We start from the raw sequence: 26,793 nt of genomic DNA on the forward strand, positions 1-26,793 counted from the left end.
CGTGACTTCACTGACGGAACTGATTCCGGCGCCGCGCCGTGTCTTCTTGGACACCCCCGGCCGGGACGTGCTCGACGAGGAGACGCTCCTGGAGACGGGGCCGGGCACCGAGGGCGTCGCCCGCTGGCTGCGCACGACCGTCGGCGCTGCCACCGGACTGCCGCTGAGGGAGGGCGATGGCGCCGAGAACCGCGTCGTGCTGGGCATCGACCCGGAACTGCCCCCCGAGGGCTATCGCGTCGTGATCGACGGATACGCGATGCGCATTCAGGGCGGCAGCGCGGCCGGTGTCTTCTGGGGCGCGCAGACCTTCCGGCAACTCCTCGGTCCCGACGCCTTCCGCCGGGCTCCGGTACGGCCCCGCCGGGAATGGGACGTACCGCTGCTCGCCGTGGAGGACTCGCCCCGCTTCCGCTGGCGCGGCCTCATGCTCGACGTCGCCCGGCACTTCATGCCCAAGGAAGGCGTCCTGCGCTACCTGGACCTGATGGCCGCCCACAAACTGAACGTCTTCCACTTCCATCTGACGGACGACCAGGGCTGGCGGATCGAGATCAAGAGGCACCCCCGGCTGACCGAGGTCGGCTCCTGGCGGGCCCGCACGAAATTCGGCCATAGCGCCTCACGCCTGTGGGAGGAGAAGCCGCACGGTGGCTTCTACACCCAGGACGACATCCGGGAGATCGTCGCGTACGCCGCCGAGCGGCATATCACGGTCGTCCCCGAAATCGACGTACCGGGCCACTCGCAGGCCGCGATCGCCGCGTATCCGGAACTAGGCAACACCGACGTCGTCGACACCACCCGCCTCTCCGTCTGGGACACCTGGGGCATCAACCCGAACGTACTCGCCCCCACCGACAACACCCTGCGCTTCTACGAGGGGGTGTTCGAGGAAGTCCTCGACCTGTTCCCCGCGGAGTTCATTCACATCGGGGGTGACGAATGTCCCAAGGACCAGTGGCGCCGGTCGCCGACCGCGCAGGCGCGCATCAAGGAACTCGGGCTTGCGGACGAGGACCAGCTCCAGTCCTGGTTCATCCGGCACTTCGACACCTGGCTCTCCGCGCGCGGGCGCCGGCTCATCGGCTGGGACGAGATCCTGGAGGGCGGGCTCGCCGAGGGCGCGGCCGTGTCGTCCTGGCGCGGCTACGCGGGCGGGATCGCCGCCGCGCGCGCGGGACACGACGTCGTCATGTGCCCCGAGCAGCAGGTCTACCTCGACCACCGGCAGCACGGCGGCCCGGACGAGCCGGTGCCCATCGGCTATGTGCGCGGCCTGGAGGACGTCTACCGGTTCGAGCCCGTCCCGGCGGAGCTCACCCCCGAGGAGGCGGCGCACGTGCTCGGCACCCAGGCCAACCTGTGGACCGAGGTGATGGAGGATCACGCGCGCGTGGACTACCAGGCCTTCCCCCGGCTCGCCGCCTTCGCCGAGGTCGCCTGGAGTGCCCTGCCGGCCCCCGGGGAACGGGACTTCGCCGGCTTCGAACGGCGGATGCGGGCCCACTACGGGCGACTCGACGCCCTGGGCGTCGCCTACCGCCCGCCGGAGGGACCCCGCCCGTGGCAGCGACGGCCCGGCGTCCCGGGGCGCCCGATCGACGGCCCGCCCCCGAACCGGTAGCCGCCCCGGCCCCTGGGACGTGTGGCACGTCACAGGTGTGGCGCGTCACGGAAAAACACCGGCAGCATCACCAAAGAGTGGCAATTCGCACGCACGGGTGATGCCGTGCGAAAACGGACCATCTCCGGGATGAGGTGGGCGAATGCCTCCTAGCGGACCCCCGTCTTCGGGTCTGGCGAACATGTGCCAGAGTTGCCACGTCCGCCCTGTCAGCACGTACCGTACGGCAGCACAGGTGGGACCACGCGGGACCAGGTGGGGCAGCGGGAAGGGGCAGCCGGTTTTGAGCACGCACGCACCGCAGGCGGCGCAGGCCGTCACGCTGCCCACGACGCTGGACGAGGCCGTGGCGGCCCTCGCGGCCATGCCCGCCGCCGTGCCCGTGGCCGGCGGCACCGACCTCATGACCGCCGTCAACTCCGGACAGCTGCGGCCCGCCGGACTGGTCGGCCTCGGCCGGATCAGCGAGATCCGCGGCTGGCAGTACCAGGACGGCCACGCCCTGCTCGGCGCCGGACTCACGCACGCCCGCATGGGCCGCCCCGACTTCGCCGCCCTGATCCCGGCGCTCGCCGCCGCCGCGCGCGCCGCGGGCCCGCCGCAGATCCGCAACGCGGGCACCCTGGGCGGCAACATCGCCACCGCAGCCCCCACCGGCGACGCCCTCCCGGTGCTGGCCGCCCTCGAAGCGACGCTGATCATCGCGGGCCCGGGCGGAGCCCGCCGGGAGATGCCGGTGTCGCACCTGCTGGCCGGCATGGAGATGCTGAGCGGCGGCGAACTCATCGGCTTCGTGCGCGTGCCTTTGCTGCACGCCCCCCAGGTCTTCCTCAAGGCGACCGGCCGCACCGGCCCGGGACGCGCCATCGCCTCGGTCGCCCTGGTCCTCGACCCGGCCCGGCGCGGAGTCCGGTGCGCCGTCGGCGCCATAGCGCCGATGCCGCTGCGGCCCCTGGACGCCGAGCAGTGGGTCGCCCGGCTCATCGACTGGGACAACAGCCGCACGATCGTCCCGGAGGCGCTCAACGCGTTCGGGGAGTACGTCGCCGCGGCCTGCATCCCGGACCCGACCCCGGGCGTGGACGGGTCCGTGCCCGAGCTTCCGCCCGCCGTACTGCACCTGCGGCGCACCGTCGCCGCGCTGGCCCGACGAGCACTGGGGAGGGCGCTGTCGTGACCGACGACCAGCACGGAGAGGGAACGCCCCAGAGCGGCGGCCGCTGGGACCCGCTGCCCCAGGGCGACTACGACGACGGCGCCACCGCCTTCGTCAAACTCCCCGAGGGCGGCATCGACGCCCTCCTGGCGGGCGACACCCCGCTCGCCGCGCCCGGCCACGGGTACGTGCCGCCGCAGATAACGGCGGCGCCCCCCGCGACGGACGGCACCGGCACCTGGGCGGCCCCGGCGGGCGGCACCGAGTGGCCCGCGCCGCAACTGCCGCCGGAGACCTCCGGAGGCGACCGGTTCACGTACCACCCGGGCGCGACCGGCCAGTGGTCCTTCACCGACAACGCGCCCGGCGCGGAGCCCGCCCCGGGCCACGACGTGACCGGCCAGTGGTCGATCCCGGTCGCGGGCGGCGACCTGCCCGACGAGTCCGGGGAGTTCACCACGTCGGCCCTGGTCGAGCAGTGGGGCGGCACTCCGCCGGCCACCCTGCCGGGCGGCGCGCCCGCGCCCTGGGCGACCGGCGCCACGAACGGCGCGGGCCAGCCCTGGGCCCAGGAGGCGGAGCAGCCCGGCGCGACCGGTGCCGCGCACACCGGCGTCCAGGAGACCGGCCACCCGGGGACACCGGGACCCGAGGCCGGGCGACCGGCGCCGGGGGCGCCCGCGTTCGGCCACACGCCGGAGCACGGATCGGCGCACACGCCGGAGCAGGGCGGCGCACACGACACCGGCCACGGCGACCCGCGCGGCACGGGGCGCGACGGGTTCCACGACACCGCGCAGGCAGCGGCCCACCACGGCGACCACACGCCGCCGTACGGCGTCGAGCGCACGCTCCCGCCCGGACCCGCCCCCCTGCCCGCCGAGGCGCCCGAGCACACCGCCCCCCACGCCCGCACCACCGACCCGGAGTCCGGAGACGCCGCCGAGCCGCCGGCGGGACACCAGGCGGAGCCCGGCGCGGCGGCACAGGGCGGCGCGACGCCCGCAGAGGCCGCTCAGCACGCCTCCGAGACGAGTGGGGCGACCGCGGACGCCGCCGAGGCCCGAGAGGCCGCCCAGAGGCCCGCCGAGCCGTCCGCCGTACACGAGCCGGAAGCCGCGCAGCCCGCTCCCGACGACCCGGCCGGCCACGCGCGCGCGGAGGCGGGACCCGGCGAGGGAACCGCCGAGGCGCCCGAGGAGATCCCCCCGCCCCCGGCGGAGGAACACCCCCTCGCCTCCTACGTCCTGCGCGTCAACGGCGCCGACCGGCCCGTCACCGACGCCTGGATCGGCGAGTCGCTGCTCTACGTCCTGCGTGAGCGCCTCGGTCTCGCCGGCGCGAAGGACGGCTGCTCGCAGGGCGAGTGCGGGGCCTGCAACGTCCAGGTCGACGGACGGCTCGTCGCCTCCTGCCTGGTCCCGTCGGTCACCACCGCGGGCAGCGAGATCCGTACCGTCGAGGGGCTGGCCGTCGACGGCCAGCCCTCGGACGTGCAGCGGGCGCTCGCCCGGTGCGGGGCCGTGCAGTGCGGCTTCTGCGTGCCCGGCATGGCGATGACCGTGCACGACCTGCTGGAGGGCAACCCCGCCCCCACCGAACTGGAGACCCGCCAGGCCCTGTGCGGCAACCTGTGCCGCTGCTCCGGCTACAAGGGAGTCCTGCGGGCCGTCAAGGACGTCGTCGCCGAACGCGAGGCACAGGCAGCCGCCGACGCTGAGACGGACGGGGACGAGGCACGTATTCCGCACCAGGCGGGCCCGGGCGCCGGCGGCGTCCACCCGTCGGCGTTCGAGAACCCGGCACAGCCCCACCCGCACGACCCGGTGTACGGACAGGGCCAGGACGGAGGCCAGGCGTGACCAATGAAGCAGCCACCGCGACGACGACCGCGGAGGCCGCCCCGGCCCCCGAGCCGATCCCGCATGGCATCGGCGCCTCCCTGCAGCCCGCCGACGCGCGCGCGAAGACGGAGGGCACCTTCCCGTACGCGGCCGACCTGTGGGCCGAGGGCCTGCTGTGGGCGGCCGTGCTGCGCTCCCCGCACCCGCACGCGCGCATCGTGTCGATCGACACGTCCCACGCGCGCGAGATGCCCGGCGTCCGCGCCGTCGTCACCCACGAGGACGTCCCCGGCACCCCCCGGCACGGGCGAGGAGTGCCCGACCGCCCGGTGTTCGCCTCCGAGGTCGTACGCCACCACGGCGAGCCCATCGCGGCCGTCGCCGCCGACCACCCGGACACCGCGCGGATGGCCGCCGCGGCCGTCATCGTCGAGTACGAGGTGCTCGACCCGGTCACCGACCCCGAACTGGCCTTCGAGGCCGACGCCCTGCACCCCGACGGCAACCTGATCCGGCACATCCCGCTGCACCACGGCGACCCGTCCGCGACCGGCGAGGTCGTCGTGGAGGGCCAGTACCGCATCGGCCGCGCCGACCCCGCTCCCATCGGCGCCGAGGCCGGCCTGGCCGTGCCCCGCCCCGACGGCGGCGTCGAGCTCTACCTGGGCTCCACCGACCCGCACGCCGACCGCGACACGGCCGCGGCCGTCTTCGGCCTGGCACCCGATCGGGTGAAGATCGTCGTCACCGGGGTGCCCGGCGCGACGGCCGACCGCGAGGACCAGGGCTTCCAGCTCCCGCTCGGCCTGCTGGCGCTGAAGACCGGCTGCCCGGTGAAGCTCACGGCGAGCCGCGAGGAGTCCTTCCTCGGCCACGCCCACCGCCACCCGACCCTGCTGCGCTACCGCCACCACGCCGACGCCGAGGGCCGGCTGGTCAAGGTCGAGGCCCAGATCCTGCTGGACGCGGGCGCCTACGCCGACACCTCCTCCGAGGCCCTCGCCGCCGCCGTCTCCTTCGCGTGCGGCCCCTACGTGGTCCCCAACGCCTTCATCGAGGGCTGGGCCGTACGCACCAACAACCCGCCGTCCGGCCATGTGCGCGGCGAGGGTGCGATGCAGGTCTGCGCCGCCTACGAGGCGCAGATGGACAAGCTGGCGAAGAGACTCGGGCTCGACCCGGCGGAGCTGCGCCTGCGCAACGTCATGGCGACCGGTGACGTCCTGCCGACCGGCCAGACCGTGACCTGCCCGGCCCCCGTCGCCGAACTGCTCCAGGCCGTCCAGGAATTCCCCCTGCCCCCGCTCCCCAAGGACACCCCCGAGGAGGACTGGCTCCTCCCCGGCGGCCCCGAGGGCGCGGGCGAACCGGGCGCGGTGCGCCGGGGCGTGGGCTACGGCCTGGGCATGGTGCACATGCTCGGCGCGGAGGGCGCCGACGAGGTCTCCACGGCGACCGTGAAGGTCCAGGACGGCGTCGCGACGGTCCTGTGCGCGGCGGTGGAGACCGGCCAGGGCTTCACCACGCTGGCCCGCCAGATCGTCCAGGAGACGCTCGGCGTCGACGAGGTGCACGTGGCCCCCGTGGACACCGACCAGCCCCCCGCGGGCGCCGGCTGCCGCGGCCGCCACACCTGGGTCTCCGGCGGCGCGGTCGAACGCGCGGCCAAGATGGTCCGCACCCAGCTCCTGCAGCCCCTGGCACACAAGTTCGGCATGTCCACCGAGCTGCTCCAGATCACCGACGGCAAGATCACCTCGTACGACGGTGTCCTGTCGACCACGGTCACCGAGGAACTGCACGGCAAGGAACTGTGGGCGACGGCCCAGTGCCGTCCGCACCCCACCGAGCCGCTGGACTCCTCCGGCCAGGGCGACGCCTTCGTGGGCCTGGCGTTCTGCGCGGTCCGCGCGGTGGTGGACGTCGACATCGAGATCGGTTCGGTACGGGTCGTGGAGCTGGCGGTCGCCCAGGACGTCGGCCGCGTCCTCAACCCGGCGCAGCTGGCGGCCCGTATCGAGGCGGGCGTGACCCAGGGCGTGGGCATCGCGCTCACGGAGAACCTCCGCACCCCGCGCGGCCTGATCCGGCACCCCGACCTGACCGGCTACGCCCTGCCCACGGCCCTGGACGCCCCGGACATCCGGATCGTCAAACTGGTCGAGGAACGGGACGTGGTCGCCCCCTTCGGGGCGAAGGCGGCCAGCGCGGTCCCGGTGGTGACGTCCCCGGCGGCCGTCGCCTCCGCCGTGCGCGCCGCCACGGGCCGCCCGGTCAACCGCCTCCCGATCCGCCCCCAGGCCGCGGTGGTGACGGGCCAGTGAGCGAGCCACAGCGCTACGAACCCCCGCCGAGCGTGGGCAGACTGCTGCTGTGGATCCTGGTGTTCGTGGTGGCGGCGCTGGCCGTGGTGCTGGGCGGCGTCTACCTCACGTGAGCCTGGCCGGTGTCGTCCTCGTCACCGGAGTGATGGCGTCCGGGACGTCCACGGTCGCGCAGGCGCCGGCGGCGAGACCGCCGAGGGCGGCGCATGTGCGCGGGGACCTCTTCCGCCGCATGATCGTCTCCGGCCGCGAGGAGTACGTCCCCGGCGCCGGGGCGAGGCCGAGGCGCAGCTCCGGCTGCGGTACGGCTGTCGGCGGCGACCGCGGACGCCACGCGGAGGCCGGCTTCACGGCGGTGGTGCAGGACGTGGTCCTCGGCCCGTCCTTGACGGAGTACGTCGGGCTGGTCCGCGCCCGCCCGCTGTACGTGGTCGTCCTGGCGCCGGACGCCGGGGCGGTCGCGGCGCGTGAGGCGGGCCGGGAGAAGTCGGGCTACGGCGCCGGCTGGACGGTGGCCGGCCTGGACGCGGAGCTGCGGCGGCGCACCCCGCGCCTCGGGCTGTGGCTGGACACCTCGCGGTGGACGGTGGGGGAGACGGTCGAGGCGATTCCGGCGGGACGGGAACGCGCGAGGGTGGCCTGACGTCTACTCAGTGGGGACCGGTGTCGGTGTTGCGGGGCGCTGTCGGCGTCGCTGGGCGTCGTCGCTGGTCAGGGGCCGTTGTCAGTGGTGCCGCGTAGGGTGCGGAGCAGTGGGACGGCGCACGCACTTATCCGCACGGGGGACCCGATGGGCACGACCAGGACCACCACCGCCACCGACATCACACACCTCACCGGCATGAGAGTGATCACCCTCACCGAGGGCGAGTTGGACCCGTATGTCACGCACGCGCCGACGCGCCGCTGGCTGACCGGCCCCGGACTCCCGGGCGACGGCGGCCTGCTGACGTTCGAGGCGCTGCGCACGGAGGGGCTGCGCACGGTCGGTGACTCCACGGGCGACTCCGACGGCCGCCTGGCCGTGGAGCTGCGCGACCGGCTGGTCATCGGCGGCATCCTCGGAGTGGACGGCCGGGAGCGGGAGTCCGTCCTGCTGGACGGTGCGACGGGCGAGATCTCGACGACGTACTTCCTGCACGACCGCCCCGACCTGATGGACCCCCGCCCCCTCGCGCCCAGCCTGGAGATGCTGGTGCACTGGGCCACCGCGGTGGACGAACTGGCGGCACTGCGCGGCCAGTTCGCCTCCTACGCCGGTCGGCTGGGCCCCCACGCGGTGGCGGAGGCGACCCGGCAGCTGCTGGCCGTGTTCGAGGCCGGCGGTACGGAGGGCGAGCCCGGACTGTTCTGGAAGCTGGCCGCGGTGATCCGCCCGCTGGCCCTGGTGGCCGGCCCGGGCACCACCTCCGGCCTGGCCCTGGACCTGCCGGTCCGCTTCCTGGACGAGGAGTTCGGCCCCGGCGCGGTCGCCCGCTTCGAGGACGTCGACTTCCCGAAGGCGCTCACCCACGCCCCGACCCGCCGCTTCCTGCGCCAGGTGGGCCTGCCGGAGGAGGTCGTCTGGTTCTTCCTGGAGACGGACATGCCGCTGCAGACCCTCGCCGAGTACTGCGCGGACGCCCGCGAGGGCGTCTTCACCGAGGGGCAGCTCCCGGCCGACGCGGACCGTCTGATCCGCCTGGGCCACCTGGTGGAGGACACCAGCCTGGTCGTCGACGGTGCCACGGGAGCGGTGCTGAGCTGGAGCGAGCCGGACCTCTCCCTGCGCCCGCTCAACGCCGATGTCTCCACCCTGGCGTTCACCCTCTGGCTGATACGCCGGGAGCACGCCCTGGACGCGGTGTACGAACTGACCGAGGCCTACGACCAGTTGGCCGAGACGATGTGCCGCACCCTGTCCGCGGTCGACCCGGTCGCCTGCGACCCGACCCCGAACACCCCCACCGACGACGGCTGGCGCTACTGGCCGGGGGTGTTCGAGGACGAGGCGGGCGGAGGGCTGTACGCCTAGGGCGTGTTTCGAAAGTCCCGTCTGGCCCGCGACGCCTGGCACGGCGCCTCGCCGCGTTGTCGGGATCGCCCGCGTACGCCCAGTACGCGGACGACCCTCCGCCTTGCGATGCACCGCACCAGACGCCGCGGGCCCCGCCCTCCGGGCGGACGACGCTACTTTCGAAACACGCCCTAGCGGCGGCACCTGCTGACGTCGATCCGCACGATCTGCGGGTCGTGGTCGCTGGCCTGGTCGGCGAACTCTGCGTTGAGGTGCACCACGTCGTAGTCGAAGCGGGTGACGGCCGGGCTCGTGAGGATGTGGTCCAGCGTCTGCGAGTTGCCGTCGTACACATAGGTGTAGCGCTCGGCGGGCGGCAGGGTGGTGATCAGGGGGGTGAGGACACCCCCGTCGGTGAGCGTCGTGACGGTCCGGGAGAACTCGTAGTCGTTGAGGTCCCCGAGGACGACGGCCTTGGCGTTCTTGTCGGCCGCGAGCAGCGACTTGACGAAGGTGTTCACCTCGGCGGCCTGCGCCTGCCGTTGGGTCTCGGAGCTGCGGGCGGGCGGCTGGTAGCGGCCGTGCAGGGGCTGGTCGCCGCCCTTGGAGTTGAAGTGGTTGGCGATGACGAAGACGGTCTCGCCCTGGAAGACGAACTCGCCGGCCAGCGGCTTGCGGCTGTTGTCCCAGGCGTCGTCGGTCGGGTCGATACGGCCGGGGGAGGCGGAGAGACGGACACCCTTACGCGTCTTCACCACGCTCGTCGCCGTGGTGGCGTCACCGCCGGGCCGGTCGGTGAACGACACCCGCTTGGGGTTGAAGAGGAAGACCTGACGGATGTTGCCGCCGGGCTCGCCGCCGTCCTGGCCGTCGGTGGGCGCGATGTAGCGCCACTGGTAGCGGGGCCCGCCGGCCGCGCGGACGGCGTCCGTGAACCGCTTGAGCGTGGCCTCGGAGGTCACCGTGCCGTCGTTCGTGGCGCCGTTGTCGTCCTGGATCTCCTCCAGGGCGACGATGTCGGGAGAGCTGAGGTTGACCGCGACGCCCTGGGCGAGCCGGTCGAACTTCTTCTGGTCGTCCAGCGCGTCCAGGTTCTCCACGTTGTAGGTGGCGACGGCCAGCTCGTCCCCCTTCTGCCGGCGGGTCACCTCCTGCTTCAGCCCGTGGTCGACCAGCGTGCCGAGCTGGGTGGCCTGGACGTTGTAGCCGCCGTAGGTGGAGTAGTCGAGCGGTCCGGTGGTGGTGCCGGACAGCTCGTCGCCGACGTCGGCGACGGGGAAGGCGGTGGTGGTGTCGAGCGACATCACCTCCAGGCGGCCGGTGTTGGGCTGGTCGTAGGAGGAGTAGAGGGTGCCGCCGCGCACGGTGGCGTTCTCGTCCGGCTTGACGGTCACCCACAGCTCGCCGTACTCGTCGCTCGCCCCGACGACCCGCGCGTCGGAGAAGGTGACCCGCATGCCCTCGGTCGACTCGTAGAAGTCCTGGGCGTACACGGCCGGTTCCAGGGGCAGCGACTCGATGCTGCCGCCCCCGGCGGTGGGGATATAGGCGTCCGGGACGCCGGCCGCGTCCACGGTGACGGCGGTCGGCAGGGCGTTGCCGCCGGAGAGCACGGTCGCGGTGGGCCCGGTGATCTCGGTGACGGACTGGCTGGTGCTGCTCGGGTAGTACTCGCTGACCTTGCCACTGACCAGGACCGAGTCGCCGACCGCGACGGTGGGCGTGACGGACCCGGTGTACACGAAGACGCCCTCGCTGGTGCGAGGGTCGGAGTCGGCCGACGGATCCTGGATCCAGTACCCCTTCGACCCGGACGTCCGCACACCGGTGACGATGCCCGGGACACGGGTGACGGTCTGTCCGGCGAGCGGGGAGAGACGGGTGGTGCCCTGGATGTCATGGATGCGGACGGTGCCGGGCTGGGTCGGGTCGTCCCCGCCGCCCCCGCCGCCGCCGTCCCCCGAACCGGGCGTCTGCCCGGCGGAGTTCACCGGGGAGGGCGTACCGGAGACGAGATCGGCGGCATTGTCGTCGGTGTCCGCCAGGGAGGCGCCGCGCGCGACGGAGGCGGTGTTGGAGGCCCCGGTGACCGGCCCGCTTCCCTCCCGGACGACGGCGCTGCCGTAGCCCACCAGGTCGACGATCCGGCTGTCGGCCGCGCAGTCGGCGGCGGTCTTGCAGGTCAGGGCGGTGGTGCCGGAGACCAGGGCGATGGTGCCGCTGGTGGCGCTCATCGCGACGGAGCCGGTGGCGTCGGGCGTGGGCAGCGCGGTCGTCCCCCCGGAACCCGCCGCCTCCGCGACGAGGAACCGCCCGCCCGGCGCCACGGACCCGCTCAGCGCGGTCACCTGCCACACCGAGGACGAGGACGGCGAACCGGGCAGGTACTGCACGCTGTACCCGGCCAGCTCGTAGGCCGCCGACCCCGCGTTGCCGAGTTCGACGAAGTCCCGGGTCAGGGTCGCCCCCGAGTTCCCGCCACCGCCGTACACCTCGGAGATCACCGCCGTGGCGGACGGCGTCGCATACGCGGCGGGCAGGGAGACGATGGCGAACGCGCTGGCCACGCCGACGGATATGAGCGCATGGATGGTGCGGCGGGGTCTGCTACCTGCGGGTCTGGACACGCTGGCGGTCTCCTCGTACGTCGTCGGGTACGGCCGGGGTGTGTGGGGGAGGCCGGATCAAGTTACGCGCGTAGAGAGGGAGTCGCCAAGGGGTCGTAGGTTAAATCCGGGGAACAGAAAGGGGATTGGTCTGAGGCGGATCGAAGGGGGATCGGAGGGATCGGTCGCAGGGGCTTGGTCGAAGGCTTGGTCGCAGGGCTCGGAACAATCCCTCAGTGGGCGGGTTTCTCCCAGGTCAAGGAGTATCGGCGGAGCACGTGCCAGCGGTAGCGCGCGCCCGGGAGGAGACGGTGTGCGGTGGTCCGCACCTGCGCGTAGCTCATGTGAGGGCGGGAGACCGGCATCCCCTCCGGGCCGCGCGCACGGCGCAGCACCTTCGTGACCCTCACCACCGGGGCGGCCGCGATCCTCGCCGCCCAGTCCGCCAGGCTCACCTCACGGGCCATGCCGACCACCACCAGTGTGCCGCCGGGCCGCAGCAACGCGCGCATGCGCAGGAGAGCCGCCTCGAAGTCCATGTGGTGGATGGCGGTCACCGAGCAGATGAAGTCGTAGCCCGCAGCGGGAAGTTCGACGGTGAGGAAGTCGCCCTGAACGAAGAGGAGTTCCGCATGGCCGGCGGCGAGTCCCCGGGCCCGGGCGATCATCTCCGACGAACTGTCGACGCCGGTGACGCGCTTCGCCCGCCCGGCCAGTTTCCGCACCAGCAGCCCGTCCCCGCACCCCACGTCCAGCGCGTCCCCGCACCCCTCGGGTACGGCACGGAGGATGCCCGGATGCCGAGCGACGTTCGTGTTCCAGTACGGCTGGAGATCGTTCCGGCGCATGGGGCCACGGTAGCGAGGCACGTCAACTCAGCGTCGTCGGACAGTCCTCAGCCTGCAGCGGTGCTGGTCCTTCTTGGAGGCCGTGGCGGGATTCGAACCCACGTAACTCGCTTTGCAGGCGAGCCCCTGAACCACTCGGGCACACGGCCGTTCAGCCAGGTCCGGTTCGGACTTGGTGTATTGACCGTACGGCGGGGGCTGCAGGGGGCTCAAGGAAATCGGCCGCGCCGCAACGGGACTGCCATACGCCGTTCATGAACGGGGAGGGCGAGGCGGGGCGTACGACGAAGGTCGGAGGTGGGGTCCGTCTTCTGACAGGGGTCAATGTCAGTCGTGGACCTTACGCTGGCGGGCATGGCTGTCCTGGAACCTCGCGACACCGGTGTCGCGGATACGTGTGAGAGTCCCGGCCCGAGCTCCGAGGAGACCGTCCTTGGGCGGGCCTACCGGGCGCTCAGTGTCGGGATCGTCTCCGTGGTGCTGCTCATCGCCTTCGAGGCAACGGCAGTGGGGACCGCCATGCCTGTTGCCGCCCGGGAACTGGGCGGGGTGTCGTTGTACGCGTTCGCGTTCTCCGGGTACTTCACCACCAGTCTGTTCGGGATGGTGCTCGCCGGGCAGTGGTCGGATCGGCGGGGGCCGCTGGGGGCGTTGAGCAGTGGCATCGGGGCATTCGCGGCGGGGCTCGTGGTGGCCGGGACCGCTCAGGACATGTGGGTGTTCATCCTCGGGCGGGCCGTGCAGGGGCTCGGCGGTGGGCTGGTCATCGTGGCGTTGTACGTCGTCGTGGGGCGGGCTTATCCCGAGCGGCTGCGGCCGGCCATCATGGCTGCCTTCGCCGCTTGCTGGGTCGTGCCGTCCGTCGTCGGTCCGCTCGCCGCGGGTGCGGTGACCGAGCGGCTGGGGTGGCGGTGGGTCTTCCTCGGGATACCTGTTCTCGTCCTGCTTCCGCTGGGGCTCGCCCTGCCGCAGATACGGCGGCGGGCCGGTGGGGCGGTCCACAGCGGCTCAGGCGGGGCAGAGGGGCCGGACGGCTCCCGGGGCTCCGGCGGCTCCGTCGGCGACTCCTCCCTCGGCCGGCGGCGGATTCGGCTTGCGCTGGGGATCTCGTTCGGGGCCGGCCTGCTCCAGTACGGCGCTCAGGATCTGCGGCCCCTCTCCGTCCTCCCCATCGCGGCCGGGGTCGCTCTGCTCGTGCCCGCCGCGCTCGGGCTGCTTCCGCGGGGGACCTGGCGGGCGGCCCGCGGGCTGCCCTCCGTGGTGCTGTTGCGCGGAGTGGCCGCCGGGGCCTTCATCTCCGCCGAGTCCTTCGTACCGTTGATGCTCGTCACCGAGCGCGGGCTGAGTCCCACCCTCGCCGGGTTCTCACTCGCCGCCGGTGGGGGGACGTGGGCTCTCGGGTCGTGGGTGCAGGCCCGGGCGAAAGTGGCCCCGTACCGGGAGCGGTTGACGACCGTGGGAATGGTGCTCGCCGCCGGGGCCATCGCCGCCGCGCCCAGTGTGCTGATCCACTCCGTGCCCGCCTGGACCGTGGCCGTCGCCTGGGGGTTCGGCTGTTTCGGGATGGGGCTCGTCATCTCCTCCACCAGCGTGCTTCTGCTGCAGCTGTCCGCCCCGGAGGAGGCCGGTGCCAACTCGGCCGCCCTGCAGATCTCGGACGGTTTGTCCAACGTGCTGCTGCTGGCCGCGGGTGGTGCCGCCTTCGCGGCGCTCGGGGGCGGAAGCGTGGCCCATACGGCCACCACGGCCGGCGGTTCCTCGCACCCGGCCGCCTTCGCCGCCGTATTCCTGCCGATGGCCGGTGTGGCCCTGTTCGGAGCGTGGGTCACCACCCGACTGCACGAGCGGCGCCCCTGACCACCCGGCCCGCACAAGCCCAGCAGCTGAAATCCCCTGGCCCGTGCGCCCCGCCGCTTCCTATCCTCACCGGCATGCGGCACCTCACCCTCACCCTCCCCCCGGACCTCGGCCGCGCCCTCGCCGACCTGGCGGACGCCACGGGCCGCCGGCCGGAGGACGTCGCGCTGGACGCCGTACACACGCTGCTGCGTGCGGAGGAGGCGCGGGTGCGGGCCACGGCCGAGCGGCTCGCCGGGGCCCACGCCGAGCTGCTGCGGAGGCTGGGGGAGTGAGCGGCCGCCCGACCCGTCACCTCACCGTCGCCGACGTCACGGACATCGCCCGTATCGCCTTCGGCGGACATGCCCCCGATGCCCGCGCGCACGGGCAGCTCGTCTCCGCCGTACACCGGCCACGGGCCCGTATGTTCGGCACCGCCGCCTACGACGACCTCCACGAGCAGGCCGCCGCACTCCTGCACGCCCTCGCCACCAACCACCCCCTCGTCGACGGCAACAAGCGCGCGGCCTGGCTCGCCACCGTGACCCTTCTCGCCCTCCACGGCGTGGACCTCGCCGGCTGCGACCAGGACGCGGCATACGACCTGGTCATCGATGTCGCCTCCGGTGCGGAATCGGAGGTCGGCGCGATCGCGGAGCGGCTGCGGGCGCTGTGACGTGGGTCCCACCCTGCGGCGACCCGGCCTCGTTCGCGCGGTCACCGTCCCGGGCCGCCGGTAGGGTGGCCCGGTTGTCATACGTAGCCGAGTCCATCACGCCAGCCGAGCCGCCCGACCCCCGAACCCGGAGACCGTGACTACCGCCCGCCCGTCATCCGCCAGCACCCTCAACGGAGGGCCCTCCGGGCCCACTTCTATGTCTGCGACCTCCTCCCACTCCCACCACCTCTCTCCCGCCTTCCCGGGCCGCGCCCCGTGGGGTACCGCCAGCAAGCTCCGGGCCTGGCAGCAGGGGGCGATGGAGAAGTACATCCAGGAGCAGCCGCGCGACTTCCTCGCCGTCGCCACGCCCGGCGCCGGCAAGACGACCTTCGCGCTGACCCTCGCCTCCTGGCTGCTGCACCACCACGTCGTGCAGCAGGTGACCGTGGTCGCGCCGACCGAGCACCTGAAGAAGCAGTGGGCGGAGGCCGCGGCCCGGATAGGGATCAGACTCGATCCCGAGTACAGCGCCGGACCGCTCAGCAAGGACTACCACGGCGTCGCGGTGACGTACGCGGGCGTCGGTGTGCGGCCGATGCTGCACCGCAACCGCAGCGAGCAGCGCAAGACGCTCGTCATCCTCGACGAGATCCACCACGCCGGTGACTCCAAGTCCTGGGGCGAGGCGTGCCTGGAGGCCTTCGAGCCCGCCACCCGTCGACTGGCCCTGACCGGCACCCCCTTCCGGTCGGACACCAACCCCATCCCCTTCGTGACCTACGAGGAGGGGGCCGACGGGATCCGGCGGTCCTCCGCCGACTACACGTACGGCTACGGCTCCGCGCTCGCCGACAACGTCGTGCGGCCCGTCATCTTCCTGTCCTACAGCGGCAACATGCGCTGGCGCACCAAGGCCGGTGACGAGATCGCCGCGCGGCTCGGCGAGCCGATGACGAAGGACGCGATCAGCCAGGCGTGGCGTACGGCCCTGGATCCGCGCGGTGACTGGATGCCGAGCGTGCTGCGCGCCGCCGACCAGCGGCTGACGGAGGTCAGGAAGGCCATCCCGGACGCGGGCGCGCTGGTCATCGCCTCCGATCAGGACTCGGCGCGTGCGTACGCCAAGCTCATCCGGGAGATCACGGGCTCGAAGGCGACCCTCGTGCTCTCCGACGACGCCGGCGCCTCCGACCGGATCGACGCGTTCAGCCACAACACCGACCGGTGGATGGTCGCGGTGCGGATGGTGTCCGAGGGCGTCGACGTGCCGCGGCTGGCGGTCGGCGTGTACGCGACGACCATCTCCACGCCGCTCTTCTTCGCTCAGGCCGTCGGCCGCTTCGTACGGTCGCGGCGGCGCGGCGAGACCGCGTCCGTGTTCCTGCCGACCGTGCCCGATCTGCTCGGCTTCGCCAACGAGATGGAGCGCGAACGCGACCACGTCCTCGACAAGCCGAAGAAGGAGGGGGAGGAGGACCCCTACGCCGAGGAGGAGAAGCTTCTCCAGGAGGCGGAGAAGCAGCAGGACGAGGACACCGGCGAGCAGGACATGCTGCCCTTCGAGGCCCTCGAGTCCGACGCCGTCTTCGACCGGGTGATGTACAACGGCGCCGAGTTCGGCATGCAGGCCCACCCGGGCAGCGAGGAGGAGCAGGACTACCTCGGCATTCCGGGGCTGCTGGAGCCCGATCAGGTGCAGTTGCTGCTGCAGAAGCGGCAGGCCAAGCAGATCGCGCACAGCAGGAAGAAGCCGGACAGCGAGGCCGATCTGCTGGAGGTGCCGGCCGAGCGGCGGCCCGTCGTCTCGCACAAGGAGATGATGGAGCTGCGGCGGCAGCTCAACACGATGGTCGGGGCCTACGTCCACCAGAGCGGCAAGCCGCACGGGGTCATCCACACCGAACTGCGGCGGGTGTGCGGGGGACCGGCGAGCGCGGAGGCGACGGCCGGGCAGTTGCGGCAGCGCATCGCCAAGGTGCAGGAGTGGGCCACCCGGATGAAGTGACAGCGGGCCCCCACGCCACCCGCGGCAGGTCACGTATCAGGGCAAAAGCGCGACAAATCCTAGTCGTTCATAACGGCCATTGACCGGATTCTGGACGTTCTCTTCCGCTCAGCGAACCTGCTTCGCTACTGTCCCGCTACGCACACGCCCCGTGGCAGCGCCGCCGCGGAGCGCAGCCGTGAAGCGACTGGGCCCGGACAAGCCGGGCCCATCTGCCGATCGGCGGCCTCTGTAGCGCGTCACTGACGGGACTCGGTGACGCATCCGCCGCGACGGGGGCCGCCGACCTCACCACTGAAGGAGTGGGCGTCGTGACCGCGGAGACTTCCCAGACGCTCGACCGGGGCCTGAAGGTCCTCAAGCTGCTGGCCGACACCGACCACGGGCTGACCGTCACCGAGCTGTCCCAGAAACTGGGCGTGAACCGGACCGTCGTGTACCGGCTGCTCGCCACGCTGGAGCAGCACGCACTCGTACGGCGGGACCTCGGCGGGCGAGCCCGGGTCGGCCTCGGGGTGCTGAGGCTGGGACGCCAGGTGCATCCGCTGGTCCGGGAGGCGGCGCTGCCCGCGCTGCGGTCGCTGGCCGAGGACATAGGGGCGACCGCCCATCTGACCCTGGTGGACGGCGCGGAGGCGCTGGCCGTGGCGGTCGTCGAGCCGTCGTGGACGGACTACCACGTGGCGTACCGGGCCGGGTTCCGGCACCCGCTGGACCGGGGAGCCGCCGGCCGCGCGATCCTCGCCGCCCGCCAGAAGCTGCCGGAGGAGCCCGGGTACACCCTCACGCAGGGGGAACTGGAGGCCGGTGCCAGCGGGGCGGCGGCGCCGCTGCTGGGAGTCACGGGTGTCGAGGGCAGCGTGGGTGTCGTCATGCTGGCCGACGCGGTACCGGAGCGGGTGGGACCGAGGGTGGTGGACGCGGCGCGGGAGGTGGCGGAGGCGTTGCGCTGACGCACCTGCGCGAGGGCGCGCACACCGGCGCCGGTTACATTGACCTCGTGCTCTCTCGCCTCACACGCCTCCAGGGCGTCGTCGCCTGTGCCGTGCCCCTCGTGGGGCTGCTCGCCACCGCGGTGTTCGCGCCGCTGCCGTTCTCGGTGGCGCAGCCCGGCATGACGGCGAACGTTCTCGGCGAGAACCAGGGCACCCCGGTCATCACGATCTCCGGCGCGCCCACCCGCAAGACGTCCGGGCAGCTGCGGATGACGACGATCGAGGCGACCGGCCCGGACGCCGACGTCAGGCTCGCCGACGTCATCGACGGTTGGTTCCGCGGCGACCAGGCGATCATGCCGCGCGACTCGGTCTACCCCAGCGGGCAGACCACCAAGGAGATCGAGCAGCACAACACCGAGCAGATGGAGGAGTCCCAGGACGCCGCGACCCGGGCCGCCCTGAAGTACCTCGACCGTACCGACGACGGCATCAAGGTCACCCTGAAGCTGGCCGACGTGGGCGGCCCGAGCGCCGGGCTGCTGTTCTCGCTGGGCATCGTCGACAAGCTCGACGGCGACGGCGACGACGGCGACCTCACCGGCGGGCGCACCATCGCCGGTACGGGCACCATCGACACGGACGGCACGGTGGGCGCGGTCGGGGGCGTCGCCCTGAAGACACAGGCCGCCCGCCGGGATGGTGCGACGGTGTTCCTCGTCCCGAGGGCCGAGTGCTCCGAGGCCCGGTCCGAACTGCCCAAGGGCCTGCGACTGATCCCGGTGACCACGCTCGAGGGCGCGGTGAGCGCGCTGACGGCCCTGGAGAGCGGGAAGGGCTCCGTGCCCAGCTGCTAGTGCCGCGGGCCTCGGGGCGCCAGGGCGAGGTGGGTCTCGGGGGCGATCACTGCGTCTCACCCACTCCACCCACCTCACCGTCTCCACCTCACTCCTCCACCTCACTCCTCCACCTCACCCCCTCCGCTCCACCCCACCTCCCCCATCGACCCCACCCAGTCGACCAGCAGCGCAAGGGCGACCGTCAGGACCGAACCCACCACCAGCACCGGCGTTCGCTCCTCCCGGATGCCGGTGGCGATCAGTGCACCCAGCCCCCCGCCTCCACCGAAGCCCGCCAGGGTCGCCGTGCCGGCGTTGAGGACGAGTGCCGTACGGGCACCGGTGAGAAGCCGCGGGACGGTGAGGGGCAGTTCGACGTGCCACAGCACCCCCGCCGGTGACATGCCGATCCCGCGCGCCGCCTCCAGCAGCGTCGGGTCGGTCGCCAGCAGACCGGTGACGGTGTGGGAGACGACGGGCAGGAGGGCGCAGAGGACGAGGGCGATCAGGACCGCCGTCATGCCGGTGCCCAGCCAGACCACCAGCACGGCCAGCAGACCGACCGCCGGGATCGCCCCGCCGCCCGCGCGGGCGACGGCCAGGACGACCGGGGCGGCCCGGCGGAACACCGGGCGGGTCAGCAGGATGCCCAGCGGGACCCCGACGACCAGCACGAAGAACGTGGCGATCACCGTCAGCCGCACCTGCTGCCACAGCGCCTCCGGCACCCGACCGCCCGACAGGGCGCCCTCGGACACCGGGTCGAGGGCGGCCTGCCGGAACCACAGCCAGGTGCCCAGCAGCAGGACGACCAGGAAGCCGGGCAGCAGGGCCCGCTTCCGCCAGGTGACGTGTTGTCGCGCGGGCGCGACCGGCGCCGCCTCCCGCTTCTCCAGCTCAGGCGCCGGCACGCCCCCTCCTGTTCCGGGCGCGTAGCCCGTGCACGGAGTTCAGCAGTGTCTCCATGTCCACGACGCCCGTGTACTCGCCGCGCCGCCCGGTGACCACGACCCGCCCGCCACTGTCGGCCAGCACCGCCTCCAGCGCGTCCCGCAGTGTCGCGTCCCGGGCCACCGTGGAGCGCACGGGGGTCCCGGCGCGGGCCGCGGAGCCCTTCGCCCGCATCAGGTCGCCGCGCCCCAGCCAGCTGTCGGGGCGGCCGTGCCGGTCGAGCAGCAGGATCTCGGTCGTCCCGGTGGTGCGGAGCCTGCGGACGAGGACCTGGAGGGGGTCGTCGACCGTGGCCGTCGGCCAGTCCCTGATCGGCACCTCTCCCACGCGGGTGAGGTCGAGCCTCCTCAGCACGGCCCTCGCGCCCACGAACCCCGACACGAACGCGTCCGCCGGGCGGGTGAGGATCGCCTCCGGGGCGCCGACCTGGGCGATCCGCGAACGCTCGCCCAGCACCGCGACCCGGTCGCCCAGCCTGATCGCCTCGTCGACGTCCTGGGTGACGAGGACGATCGTCCTGCGCAGCTCGCCCTGGAGCCGGATCAGCTCGTCCTGGAGCTGCTCCCGGGTGACCGGGTCCAGCGTGCCGAACGGCTCGTCCATCAGCAGGACGGGCGGATCGGCCGCGAGCGCCCTGGCCAGGCCCACCCGCTGCCGCTGCCCCTCGGACAGCCGGCCCGGATAGCGGCCGTGGAACTCGCCGGGATCGAGTCCGACCAGGCCGAGCACCTCCTCGACCCGGTCCCGGATCCGCGCCTTCGGCCAGCCGGTCATCCTCGGGACGAGCGCGATGTTCCGGCCGACGGTCATGTGCGGGAACAGCCCCGACGACCCGACCGCGTACCCGACCTTCCGGCGCAGCCGCACCGGGTCGGCGCCGATGACGTCCTCGCCGTCGATCCGGATCCGGCCGCCGCTCGGCTCGACCAGCCGGTTGATCATCTTCAGGATCGTCGACTTCCCGCACCCCGCCGGGCCGACGAGGACGACGGTCTCGCCCCCCTTGATCTCCAGGGTCACGTCGTCGACGGAGGGCCGCGGACTGCCGGGATACCGCTTGCTGAGGTTCTCCAGTTCGATCGCGGCGCCGCGCGCACGGGGCTCGCCCACGCATTCCCCCTCGGTCACGTGTCCGGCCTCAGCCATGCATCCCCCTCGGAATCGTCAGCCGACCGAGGACGACGTACCCGGCGTCGAACAGCAGCGACAGGACGACGATCCCGAGCGTGCCCGCGAGGACCTCGTCGAGGGCGTACGCGCTGCCGGGGGAGGCGAGGCCACGGAAGATCTCGTTGCCGAGGCCGGGCCCGGAGGCGTACGCGGCGATCGCGGCGATCCCCATCAGCATCCGGGTGCCGGCCCGGATCCCGGTCAGGATCGGCGGCCAGGCCAGCGGCAGCTCCACCCGCGCCAGCCGGGCGAACCGGGACATGCCGAGGCCGCCGGCCGCGTCCACCAGGACGGGGTCCACCCCGCGCAGGCCGGTGACCGCGTTCCGCACGACCGGCGGCAGCCCGCACAACGTCAGCGCGATCACCGTCGGCGGCACACCGAGACCCACCACCGGCACCAGCAGACCGATCAGGGCGAGGGCGGGGACGGCGAGGAGCGTGCGGGCGGTGGCGGTGGCGGTGGCGAGATCACCCGTCCGGCCGCCGCGGTGGACGGCGACCCCGACGGCCACCCCGAGCACGGTCGCCACGACCACGCACGGCACCACGACGGCGGCGTGCCGCCAGGCGTCCGCGAGCAGCTGCTGGTGCCGCTCACCCAGGTACTCCCAGAAGCTCACACACCCTCACCGCCCGGTGCCCGCCTGCCTGACCGACTAACCCGAGTCCTGGGCGGCCTGCTCCACCAGCGGGATGATCCGCAGCGGAACGGCGTTCTCCATCACGATCGCGGTGGACGCCCGGACGATCCCATCAAAACCGACAACCCGGTCGATGACCCGCTGGAGATCGGCGTTGGAGCGGGCCACCAGCCGGCACAGCATGTCCCCGCTGCCGGTGGTGGTGTGCAGCTCCAGTACCTCCGGCACGGTCGCCAAGTGGGCCCGCACATCGGTTCCTTGCCCCTGCCGGATCTGCAGGGTGGCGAACGCGGTGACGGGGTAACCGAGGGCCGCCGGATCCACGTCGGGCCCGAATCCCCGGATGACTCCGTTCGACTGAAGCCGGTCGAGGCGCGCCTGAACCGTGCCCCGGGCCACGCCGAGCCGCCGGGACATCTCCAGCACCCCGATGCGCGGCTCCCGGGCCAGCAGCGCGATGATCCGCCCGTCCAGATGATCGATCGCCACGCCCGCCTCCAAGATGGTCACCCTGTACAGAAAGACCGCCGGTACCGTCGTACCACTGAACAGATTGCCCAGCGAGAAAGCGAACTATTGCGCACCTTGCGGGCGGGAGTGAGGCTTCCGCTATGACGCAGACCACACACCGCACTCCCGACACCGCCCGGCAGGCAGACCCCTTCCCGGTCAAGGGAATGGACGCGGTCGTCTTCGCCGTGGGCAACGCCAAACAGGCGGCGCACTACTACTCCACCGCCTTCGGCATGAAGCTCGTCGCGTACCGCGGACCGGAGACCGGCAGCCGCGAGACCGCGTCGTACGTGCTCACCAACGGCTCGGCCCGCTTCGTGCTCACCTCCGTGATCAAGCCCGCCACCACCTGGGGCCACTTCCTCGCACAGCACGTGGCCGAGCACGGCGACGGCGTCGTCGACCTCGCCATCGAGGTCCCGGACGCCCGCCGCGCCTACGCCTACGCCCTCGAGCACGGCGCCCGCTCGGTGGCCGAACCCTACGAGCTGAAGGACGAGCACGGCACGGTCGTCCTCGCCGCGATCGCCACCTACGGCGAGACCCGCCACACCCTCGTCGACCGCTCCGGCTACGACGGCCCCTACCTTCCGGGCTACGTCGCCGCCGACCCGATCGTCGAACCTCCCGCCCACCGCACCTTCCAGGCGATCGACCACTGCGTCGGCAACGTCGAGCTCGGCCGGATGAACGAGTGGGTCGGCTTTTACAACCGGGTCATGGGCTTCACCAACATGAAGGAGTTCGTGGGCGACGACATCGCCACCGAGTACTCCGCCCTGATGTCGAAGGTCGTCGCCGACGGGACCCTCAAGGTCAAGTTCCCGATCAACGAGCCGGCCATCGCCAAGAAGAAGTCCCAGATCGACGAGTATCTGGAGTTCTACGGCGGCGCGGGCGTCCAGCACATCGCGCTCAACACCAACGACATCGTCGAGACCGTACGCACCATGCGCGCGGCCGGCGTCCAGTTCCTCGACACCCCGGACTCCTACTACGACACCCTCGGCGAGTGGGTGGGGGACACCCGCGTGCCCGTCGACACCCTGCGCGAGCTGAAGATCCTCGCCGACCGCGACGAGGACGGCTACCTCCTGCAGATCTTCACCAAGCCGGTCCAGGACCGCCCGACCGTGTTCTTCGAGCTCATCGAACGCCACGGCTCGATGGGCTTCGGCAAGGGCAACTTCAAGGCCCTGTTCGAGGCGATCGAACGAGAGCAGGCCAAGCGCGGCAACCTGTAGCGACGGCACCCGGCCTCGGCATCACGGCCCCGGCGGCGGCACGTCCCGGGGCTCGCCCAGGGCCGCCAGCGCGGCACGGGCCGCCGGGGCGTGCAGGGGGGAGAAGTACGGGTTGAGCCGGAGCGCCTCCTGAAGACGGCGGCGGGCCGGCGCGGTCCGCTTCAACCCCCGCTCGATCATGCCCCGGTGATAGGCGTACGGCGCACTGAGCACCGCCCCGCCGTGCTCCCGGTCGGTGGCGATCGCGGCGTACTTCAGCGCCTCCTTGTCGTTCCCGGCCCGGTGCAGCGCCCAGCCCAGCGCGTCCGCGACCGCGATGCCGGGCTGGCGCCGCCACTCGGCCCGCAGCCGCCGCACCGCCGACGCCGGATCGCCGTGGTCCGCCTCGAACAGACCGAGCACCAGCTCCCCGTCGACCCCGCCCGCCGCGTCCTCCCGCACCCGCCGGCGCAGCAGGTCGTACTGCGCCCGCGCCGGCCGCGACAGCCCCAGCGACTCGTACAGCTCGCCCAGTTCGAGCGCGTACCGCGGCAGCGGCTGCTTGGCGAGCGCGACCCGGTACACGGTCAGCGCCTCCGAGGTCCGCCCCAGCGCGGCCAGCGCCCGTCCCTGCCCCGCCTGCGCGGCCCGCAGGTCCGGGTCCAGCCGTACGGCCGCCCGGAAGTGCCGCAGCGCGCTCTCCCGCTCACCGCGTTCCCAGGCCAGCTGCCCGGCCCGCTCCAGCCACGCGGCCTGCTCGGCGGGGGAGGAGGCACCGGCCGCCGCGTCGGCCAGCGCCGCCTGCGCGTCCTCCCGGCGGCCCCGGTCCCAGTACACCTCCGCCGCGCGCGCCAGCACGGCCGGACCTGAGCGCAGTTCCACCAGCCTCTCCAGCGCCCTGTCGGCCTTCTTGTAGTCGCCGAGGCCCGTGTACGCGTCGATGAGCTGCGGATACGTCGTCCAGCGCGCCGGCGCCAGTTTCCGCGCGGCCTCCGCCCAGGCCAGCGCCGCCCGGAAGTCCCGGCGCGCGTTGGCCAGCGCGGCCAGACCGCGGAGGGCGTCGGCGTTGTCCTTCGGGCGCACCTTCAGCGAGGTGCGCAGCGCACGCTCCGCCTTCGGATAGAGGAGGGCCGCGTCGGCGGTGCGCCGCCCCCGCTCGACATAGGCCGCGCCGAGCACCGCCCACGCCCCCGCGTCCCGCGGCTGCCGCCGCACCCGCCGCTCGCCCTCGTCGATCAGCACCGCCAGACCGGGCAGCGCGGCCGGCACCCCCGACCCCACCGCCGCCCGCGCCCCCGGAGCCGGTGCGGGCGCCGTCCCGCGGTCCGCCCGCTCCCCGGGCAGACACAGCACGACCACCCCGCCGGCCAGCGCGAGAGCCCCCGCGAGCGAGCCGACGAGCAGCCGCCGCCGGTACCAGGGGGCTCGCCCAGGACACTCCTGCGGGGCGGGCGCGGTGATCTTTTCCTTCTGTACGACGCTCTCCATGGCGCTCACTGTGCGTCAGCGCGCCGGCCGCACCCGGGCAGGTGACGGCCGCCGTGGACGGGGTTCACACCGATGGCCCCGGGTGCGAACCTGTGATCATGAGCCGTATCGAAGCGCCACGCGACGAGGTCACGGGCAACCTCGTCGACCGTCTGCTCGTCGGCCTGCCCGCCGACGCCGTTCTCACCGACCCCGACGTCACGGTGTCGTACGCCAACGACATGGCCAGCTTCTGTCCGGCCGGCACCCCGGCCGTCGTCGTGCTGCCGCGCACGGTCGAGCAGGTCCAGCACGTCATGCGCACCGCGACCGAACTGCGCGTCCCCGTCGTCCCGCAGGGCGCCCGCACCGGCCTGTCCGGCGGCGCCAACGCGACCGACGACTGCATCGTGCTGTCGTTGACGAAGATGGACCGCGTCCTGGAGATCAACCCGGTCGACCGCATCGCCGTCGTCGAACCGGGAGTCGTCAACGCCACCCTCGCGCGCGCGGTGGGCGAACACGGTCTGTACTACCCGCCCGACCCCTCCAGCTGGGAGATGTGCACCATCGGCGGCAACATCGGCACGGCCTCCGGGGGCCTGTGCTGTGTGAAGTACGGGGTGACGGCCGAGTACGTCCTGGGGCTGGACGTGGTGCTGGCCGACGGGCGGCTCATGTCCACCGGCCGGCGTACGGCGAAGGGTGTCGCCGGGTACGACCTGACCCGCCTGTTCGTGGGCTCCGAGGGCTCGCTCGGCATCGTCGTACGGGCGGTCCTGGCCCTCAGGCCGCGACCGCCCCAGCAGCTGGTCCTGGCGGCGGAGTTCGAGTCGGCGGCCGCCGCCTGCGACGCGGTGTGCCGGATCATGGCGGGCGGCCACGTACCGTCGCTCCTCGAACTGATGGACCGCACGACGGTCAAGGCCGTCAACGACCTCGCCCGCATGGGCCTGCCGGAGACCACGGAGGCCCTGCTGCTGGCGGCCTTCGACACCCCCGACCCGGCCGCCGACCTGGCCGCCGTCGGCGCGCTGTGCGAGGAGGCGGGCGCGACCCAGGTGGTCCCCGCGGACGACGCGGCCGAGTCCGAACTCCTCCTCCGGGCACGGCGGTCCTCACTTGTCGCCCTGGAGGCCGTCAAGGGCACGACGATGATCGACGACGTGTGCGTGCCCCGGTCGCGGCTCGGCGACATGATCGAGGGCGTCGAACGCGTCGCGGAGAAGCACCGGCTCACCATCGGGGTGGTCGCCCACGCGGGTGACGGCAACACCCACCCCACCGTCTGCTTCGACGCGCAGGATCCGGACGAGTGCCGCCGTGCCCGCGAGTCCTTCGACGAGATCATGGCCCTCGGCCTGGAGCTCGGCGGCACGATCACCGGCGAGCACGGCGTGGGCGTCCTCAAGAAGGAGTGGCTGGCGCGTGAGCTCGGCCCGGTGGGGGTGGAGATGCAGCGCGGCGTCAAGCAGGTGTTCGACCCGCTGGGGATCCTGAACCCGGGCAAGCTGTTCTGACCCCTTCGCGCGGGCCGGCTCACTGGGCGAGCAGCCCGGCCAGACCCTCGTCGAGACCGAGCTGCTCGCCCTCGGTCCCGGGGGGCACCACCCGCAGGGTCCGCTCCAGCCAGGCGGAGACCTGAGCGGCCGGCGCCTCCAGGAGGGCGTCACCGTTGGGTGAACTCAGCGCCATCAGCACGACGGGGCGCCCCTCCGCCTTCGTCGGCCACACCCGTACGTCCCCGTACCCGCACGGCCGGAAGACGCCCTCCACGAGCAGGTCACGGGCGAAGGTCCAGTGGACGGGGTGCTCGGAGTCGATGTGGAAGGCGACGTGGACGGCGAAGGGGTCGTCGCTGCGGTAGCTCAGCCGGGCCGGGACGGGGACGCTGCGCTCCGGCGACACGATGAGGTTCAGCGTCAGCTCGCGTTCCACCACGGTGTGATGCATGGTCGTTCTCCTCTCGGTACGGATGTGTACGGAGGGAGAGAGCGGAAGGGATGCGGAGCATTACGCGGATTCGCAGATTTTTTTCCGCGAGTCCGTCGGCCGATCTCCGGGCAGGTCTGACGGCGGACGGTTCCGAACGTGTGAAGGGCGTGCACGGGGTTGCCCGGAAAGGGGCGGGTACGGCGGGACTGGC

At 72.8% G+C, this 26,793-nt stretch carries 21 protein-coding genes, 1 tRNA gene and 1 pseudogene; 14 read left to right on the forward strand and 9 right to left on the reverse strand.

Features of this window, described 5'->3' with window-relative positions; translation table 11 throughout:
* Nucleotide 1: 1 nt before the first annotated feature.
* The 6 genes and pseudogenes from ACIBVL_RS37850 to ACIBVL_RS37875 all read left to right on the forward strand — a co-directional run bounded on the left by ACIBVL_RS37850 (nucleotide 2) and on the right by ACIBVL_RS37875 (nucleotide 8,965).
* Entirely contained in the window at nucleotides 2-1,627 is a 1,626-nt protein-coding gene (locus ACIBVL_RS37850; RefSeq protein WP_399104823.1) for a beta-N-acetylhexosaminidase, read from the forward strand.
* Between the two features lie 283 nt (nucleotides 1,628-1,910).
* The gene (locus tag ACIBVL_RS37855) at nucleotides 1,911-2,804 is read left to right on the forward strand and encodes an FAD binding domain-containing protein (protein ID WP_399104825.1); all 894 of its coding nucleotides are present in this window, start codon (nucleotides 1,911-1,913) and stop codon (nucleotides 2,802-2,804) included.
* The gene (locus ACIBVL_RS37860) at nucleotides 2,801-4,645 is read left to right on the forward strand and encodes a 2Fe-2S iron-sulfur cluster-binding protein (RefSeq protein WP_399104827.1); all 1,845 of its coding nucleotides are present in this window, start codon (nucleotides 2,801-2,803) and stop codon (nucleotides 4,643-4,645) included. Before ACIBVL_RS37855 ends, ACIBVL_RS37860 begins: the two co-directional genes overlap by 4 nt.
* Nucleotides 4,642-6,951 carry a xanthine dehydrogenase family protein molybdopterin-binding subunit gene (locus ACIBVL_RS37865; RefSeq protein WP_399104829.1) on the forward strand — a complete coding sequence of 770 codons (2,310 nt, stop codon included), beginning with the start codon at nucleotides 4,642-4,644 and terminating at the stop codon, nucleotides 6,949-6,951. Before ACIBVL_RS37860 ends, ACIBVL_RS37865 begins: the two co-directional genes overlap by 4 nt.
* A gap of 145 nt (nucleotides 6,952-7,096) precedes the next feature.
* A pseudogene (locus ACIBVL_RS37870) lies at nucleotides 7,097-7,594 on the forward strand (phosphotransferase).
* 147 nt (nucleotides 7,595-7,741) lie between these two features.
* Entirely contained in the window at nucleotides 7,742-8,965 is a 1,224-nt protein-coding gene (locus tag ACIBVL_RS37875) for an SUKH-4 family immunity protein (protein WP_399104831.1), read from the forward strand.
* A 173-nt stretch (nucleotides 8,966-9,138) separates the two neighbouring features.
* On the opposite strand, the gene ACIBVL_RS37880 is transcribed toward ACIBVL_RS37875, so the two are convergent.
* The 3 genes from ACIBVL_RS37880 to ACIBVL_RS37890 all read right to left on the reverse strand — a co-directional run bounded on the left by ACIBVL_RS37880 (nucleotide 9,139) and on the right by ACIBVL_RS37890 (nucleotide 12,550).
* Nucleotides 9,139-11,538, reverse strand: coding sequence for an endonuclease/exonuclease/phosphatase family protein (locus ACIBVL_RS37880; protein WP_399104935.1), 2,400 nt, complete (start codon nucleotides 11,536-11,538; stop codon nucleotides 9,139-9,141).
* 248 nt (nucleotides 11,539-11,786) lie between these two features.
* Nucleotides 11,787-12,401 (reverse strand): class I SAM-dependent methyltransferase, encoded by a 615-nt coding sequence (locus ACIBVL_RS37885; protein WP_399104833.1) that lies wholly within the window; start codon nucleotides 12,399-12,401, stop codon nucleotides 11,787-11,789.
* Between the two features lie 74 nt (nucleotides 12,402-12,475).
* Nucleotides 12,476-12,550 (reverse strand) — tRNA-Cys (locus ACIBVL_RS37890).
* Between the two features lie 205 nt (nucleotides 12,551-12,755).
* Between ACIBVL_RS37890 and ACIBVL_RS37895 the strand changes: the two genes are divergently transcribed.
* The 6 genes from ACIBVL_RS37895 (at nucleotide 12,756) to ACIBVL_RS37920 (ending at nucleotide 18,698) form a co-directional block, all read left to right on the forward strand.
* Nucleotides 12,756-14,258 (forward strand): MFS transporter, encoded by a 1,503-nt coding sequence (locus ACIBVL_RS37895; protein WP_399104835.1) that lies wholly within the window; start codon nucleotides 12,756-12,758, stop codon nucleotides 14,256-14,258.
* Between the two features lie 74 nt (nucleotides 14,259-14,332).
* A complete protein-coding gene (locus ACIBVL_RS37900) occupies nucleotides 14,333-14,533 on the forward strand; it encodes a hypothetical protein (protein ID WP_399104837.1) in 201 nt (66 codons plus the stop codon).
* On the forward strand, nucleotides 14,530-14,916 hold the full coding sequence (locus ACIBVL_RS37905) for a type II toxin-antitoxin system death-on-curing family toxin (RefSeq protein WP_399104839.1): 387 nt from the start codon (nucleotides 14,530-14,532) through the stop codon (nucleotides 14,914-14,916). Before ACIBVL_RS37900 ends, ACIBVL_RS37905 begins: the two co-directional genes overlap by 4 nt.
* Nucleotides 14,917-15,115: 199 nt before the next feature.
* Nucleotides 15,116-16,906, forward strand: coding sequence for a DEAD/DEAH box helicase (locus tag ACIBVL_RS37910; RefSeq protein ID WP_399104841.1), 1,791 nt, complete (start codon nucleotides 15,116-15,118; stop codon nucleotides 16,904-16,906).
* A gap of 311 nt (nucleotides 16,907-17,217) precedes the next feature.
* Nucleotides 17,218-17,859, forward strand: a complete 642-nt coding sequence (locus ACIBVL_RS37915; RefSeq protein ID WP_399104843.1) for an IclR family transcriptional regulator — start codon at nucleotides 17,218-17,220, stop codon at nucleotides 17,857-17,859.
* 47 nt (nucleotides 17,860-17,906) lie between these two features.
* Nucleotides 17,907-18,698 (forward strand): S16 family serine protease, encoded by a 792-nt coding sequence (locus tag ACIBVL_RS37920; RefSeq protein ID WP_399104845.1) that lies wholly within the window; start codon nucleotides 17,907-17,909, stop codon nucleotides 18,696-18,698.
* Between the two features lie 101 nt (nucleotides 18,699-18,799).
* Here ACIBVL_RS37920 and ACIBVL_RS37925 read toward each other — a convergent pair whose 3' ends face one another.
* The 4 genes from ACIBVL_RS37925 to ACIBVL_RS37940 are packed head-to-tail and all read right to left on the reverse strand — an operon-like array spanning nucleotide 18,800 to nucleotide 21,933.
* Nucleotides 18,800-19,591: an ABC transporter permease gene (locus ACIBVL_RS37925; RefSeq protein WP_399104847.1), complete on the reverse strand. Its 792-nt coding sequence runs from the start codon at nucleotides 19,589-19,591 to the stop codon at nucleotides 18,800-18,802.
* Nucleotides 19,578-20,777 carry an ABC transporter ATP-binding protein gene (locus ACIBVL_RS37930; RefSeq protein WP_399104849.1) on the reverse strand — a complete coding sequence of 400 codons (1,200 nt, stop codon included), beginning with the start codon at nucleotides 20,775-20,777 and terminating at the stop codon, nucleotides 19,578-19,580. Before ACIBVL_RS37930 ends, ACIBVL_RS37925 begins: the two co-directional genes overlap by 14 nt.
* The gene (locus tag ACIBVL_RS37935) at nucleotides 20,770-21,423 is read right to left on the reverse strand and encodes an ABC transporter permease (protein WP_399104851.1); all 654 of its coding nucleotides are present in this window, start codon (nucleotides 21,421-21,423) and stop codon (nucleotides 20,770-20,772) included. The genes ACIBVL_RS37930 and ACIBVL_RS37935 overlap by 8 nt, the downstream gene beginning before the upstream one ends.
* 36 nt (nucleotides 21,424-21,459) lie before the next feature.
* Nucleotides 21,460-21,933 (reverse strand): Lrp/AsnC family transcriptional regulator, encoded by a 474-nt coding sequence (locus ACIBVL_RS37940; protein ID WP_399104937.1) that lies wholly within the window; start codon nucleotides 21,931-21,933, stop codon nucleotides 21,460-21,462.
* Between the two features lie 122 nt (nucleotides 21,934-22,055).
* Between ACIBVL_RS37940 and hppD the strand changes: the two genes are divergently transcribed.
* Nucleotides 22,056-23,201 (forward strand): 4-hydroxyphenylpyruvate dioxygenase, encoded by a 1,146-nt coding sequence (gene hppD, locus ACIBVL_RS37945; RefSeq protein WP_399104853.1) that lies wholly within the window; start codon nucleotides 22,056-22,058, stop codon nucleotides 23,199-23,201.
* 21 nt (nucleotides 23,202-23,222) lie between these two features.
* On the opposite strand, the gene ACIBVL_RS37950 is transcribed toward hppD, so the two are convergent.
* Entirely contained in the window at nucleotides 23,223-24,668 is a 1,446-nt protein-coding gene (locus tag ACIBVL_RS37950; protein ID WP_399104855.1) for a tetratricopeptide repeat protein, read from the reverse strand.
* 92 nt (nucleotides 24,669-24,760) lie between these two features.
* Between ACIBVL_RS37950 and ACIBVL_RS37955 the strand changes: the two genes are divergently transcribed.
* Nucleotides 24,761-26,167 (forward strand): FAD-binding oxidoreductase, encoded by a 1,407-nt coding sequence (locus tag ACIBVL_RS37955; RefSeq protein ID WP_399104857.1) that lies wholly within the window; start codon nucleotides 24,761-24,763, stop codon nucleotides 26,165-26,167.
* A gap of 19 nt (nucleotides 26,168-26,186) precedes the next feature.
* Here the strand turns inward: ACIBVL_RS37955 and ACIBVL_RS37960 are convergent, their stop codons facing one another.
* Nucleotides 26,187-26,600, reverse strand: a complete 414-nt coding sequence (locus ACIBVL_RS37960) for an SsgA family sporulation/cell division regulator (protein ID WP_399104859.1) — start codon at nucleotides 26,598-26,600, stop codon at nucleotides 26,187-26,189.
* Between the last annotated feature and the right edge of the window lie 193 nt (nucleotides 26,601-26,793).

This window comes from Streptomyces sp. NPDC049687, from assembly GCF_044465285.1.
Lineage (GTDB): Bacteria > Actinomycetota > Actinomycetes > Streptomycetales > Streptomycetaceae > Streptomyces.

Bases quoted from the DNA above. Each gene is read 5' to 3' on its own strand.
- ACIBVL_RS37875 (WP_399104831.1), top strand. From the start codon at position 7,742: ATGGGCACGACCAGGACCACCACCGCCACCGACATCACACACCTCACC.
- ACIBVL_RS37885 (WP_399104833.1), bottom strand. From the start codon at position 12,401: ATGCGCCGGAACGATCTCCAGCCGTACTGGAACACGAACGTCGCTCGG.
- ACIBVL_RS37895 (WP_399104835.1), top strand. From the start codon at position 12,756: ATGGCTGTCCTGGAACCTCGCGACACCGGTGTCGCGGATACGTGTGAG.
- ACIBVL_RS37900 (WP_399104837.1), top strand. From the start codon at position 14,333: ATGCGGCACCTCACCCTCACCCTCCCCCCGGACCTCGGCCGCGCCCTC.
- ACIBVL_RS37910 (WP_399104841.1), top strand. From the start codon at position 15,116: ATGTCTGCGACCTCCTCCCACTCCCACCACCTCTCTCCCGCCTTCCCG.
- ACIBVL_RS37930 (WP_399104849.1), bottom strand. From the start codon at position 20,777: ATGGCTGAGGCCGGACACGTGACCGAGGGGGAATGCGTGGGCGAGCCC.
- hppD (WP_399104853.1), top strand. From the start codon at position 22,056: ATGACGCAGACCACACACCGCACTCCCGACACCGCCCGGCAGGCAGAC.
- ACIBVL_RS37950 (WP_399104855.1), bottom strand. From the start codon at position 24,668: ATGGAGAGCGTCGTACAGAAGGAAAAGATCACCGCGCCCGCCCCGCAG.
- ACIBVL_RS37960 (WP_399104859.1), bottom strand. From the start codon at position 26,600: ATGCATCACACCGTGGTGGAACGCGAGCTGACGCTGAACCTCATCGTG.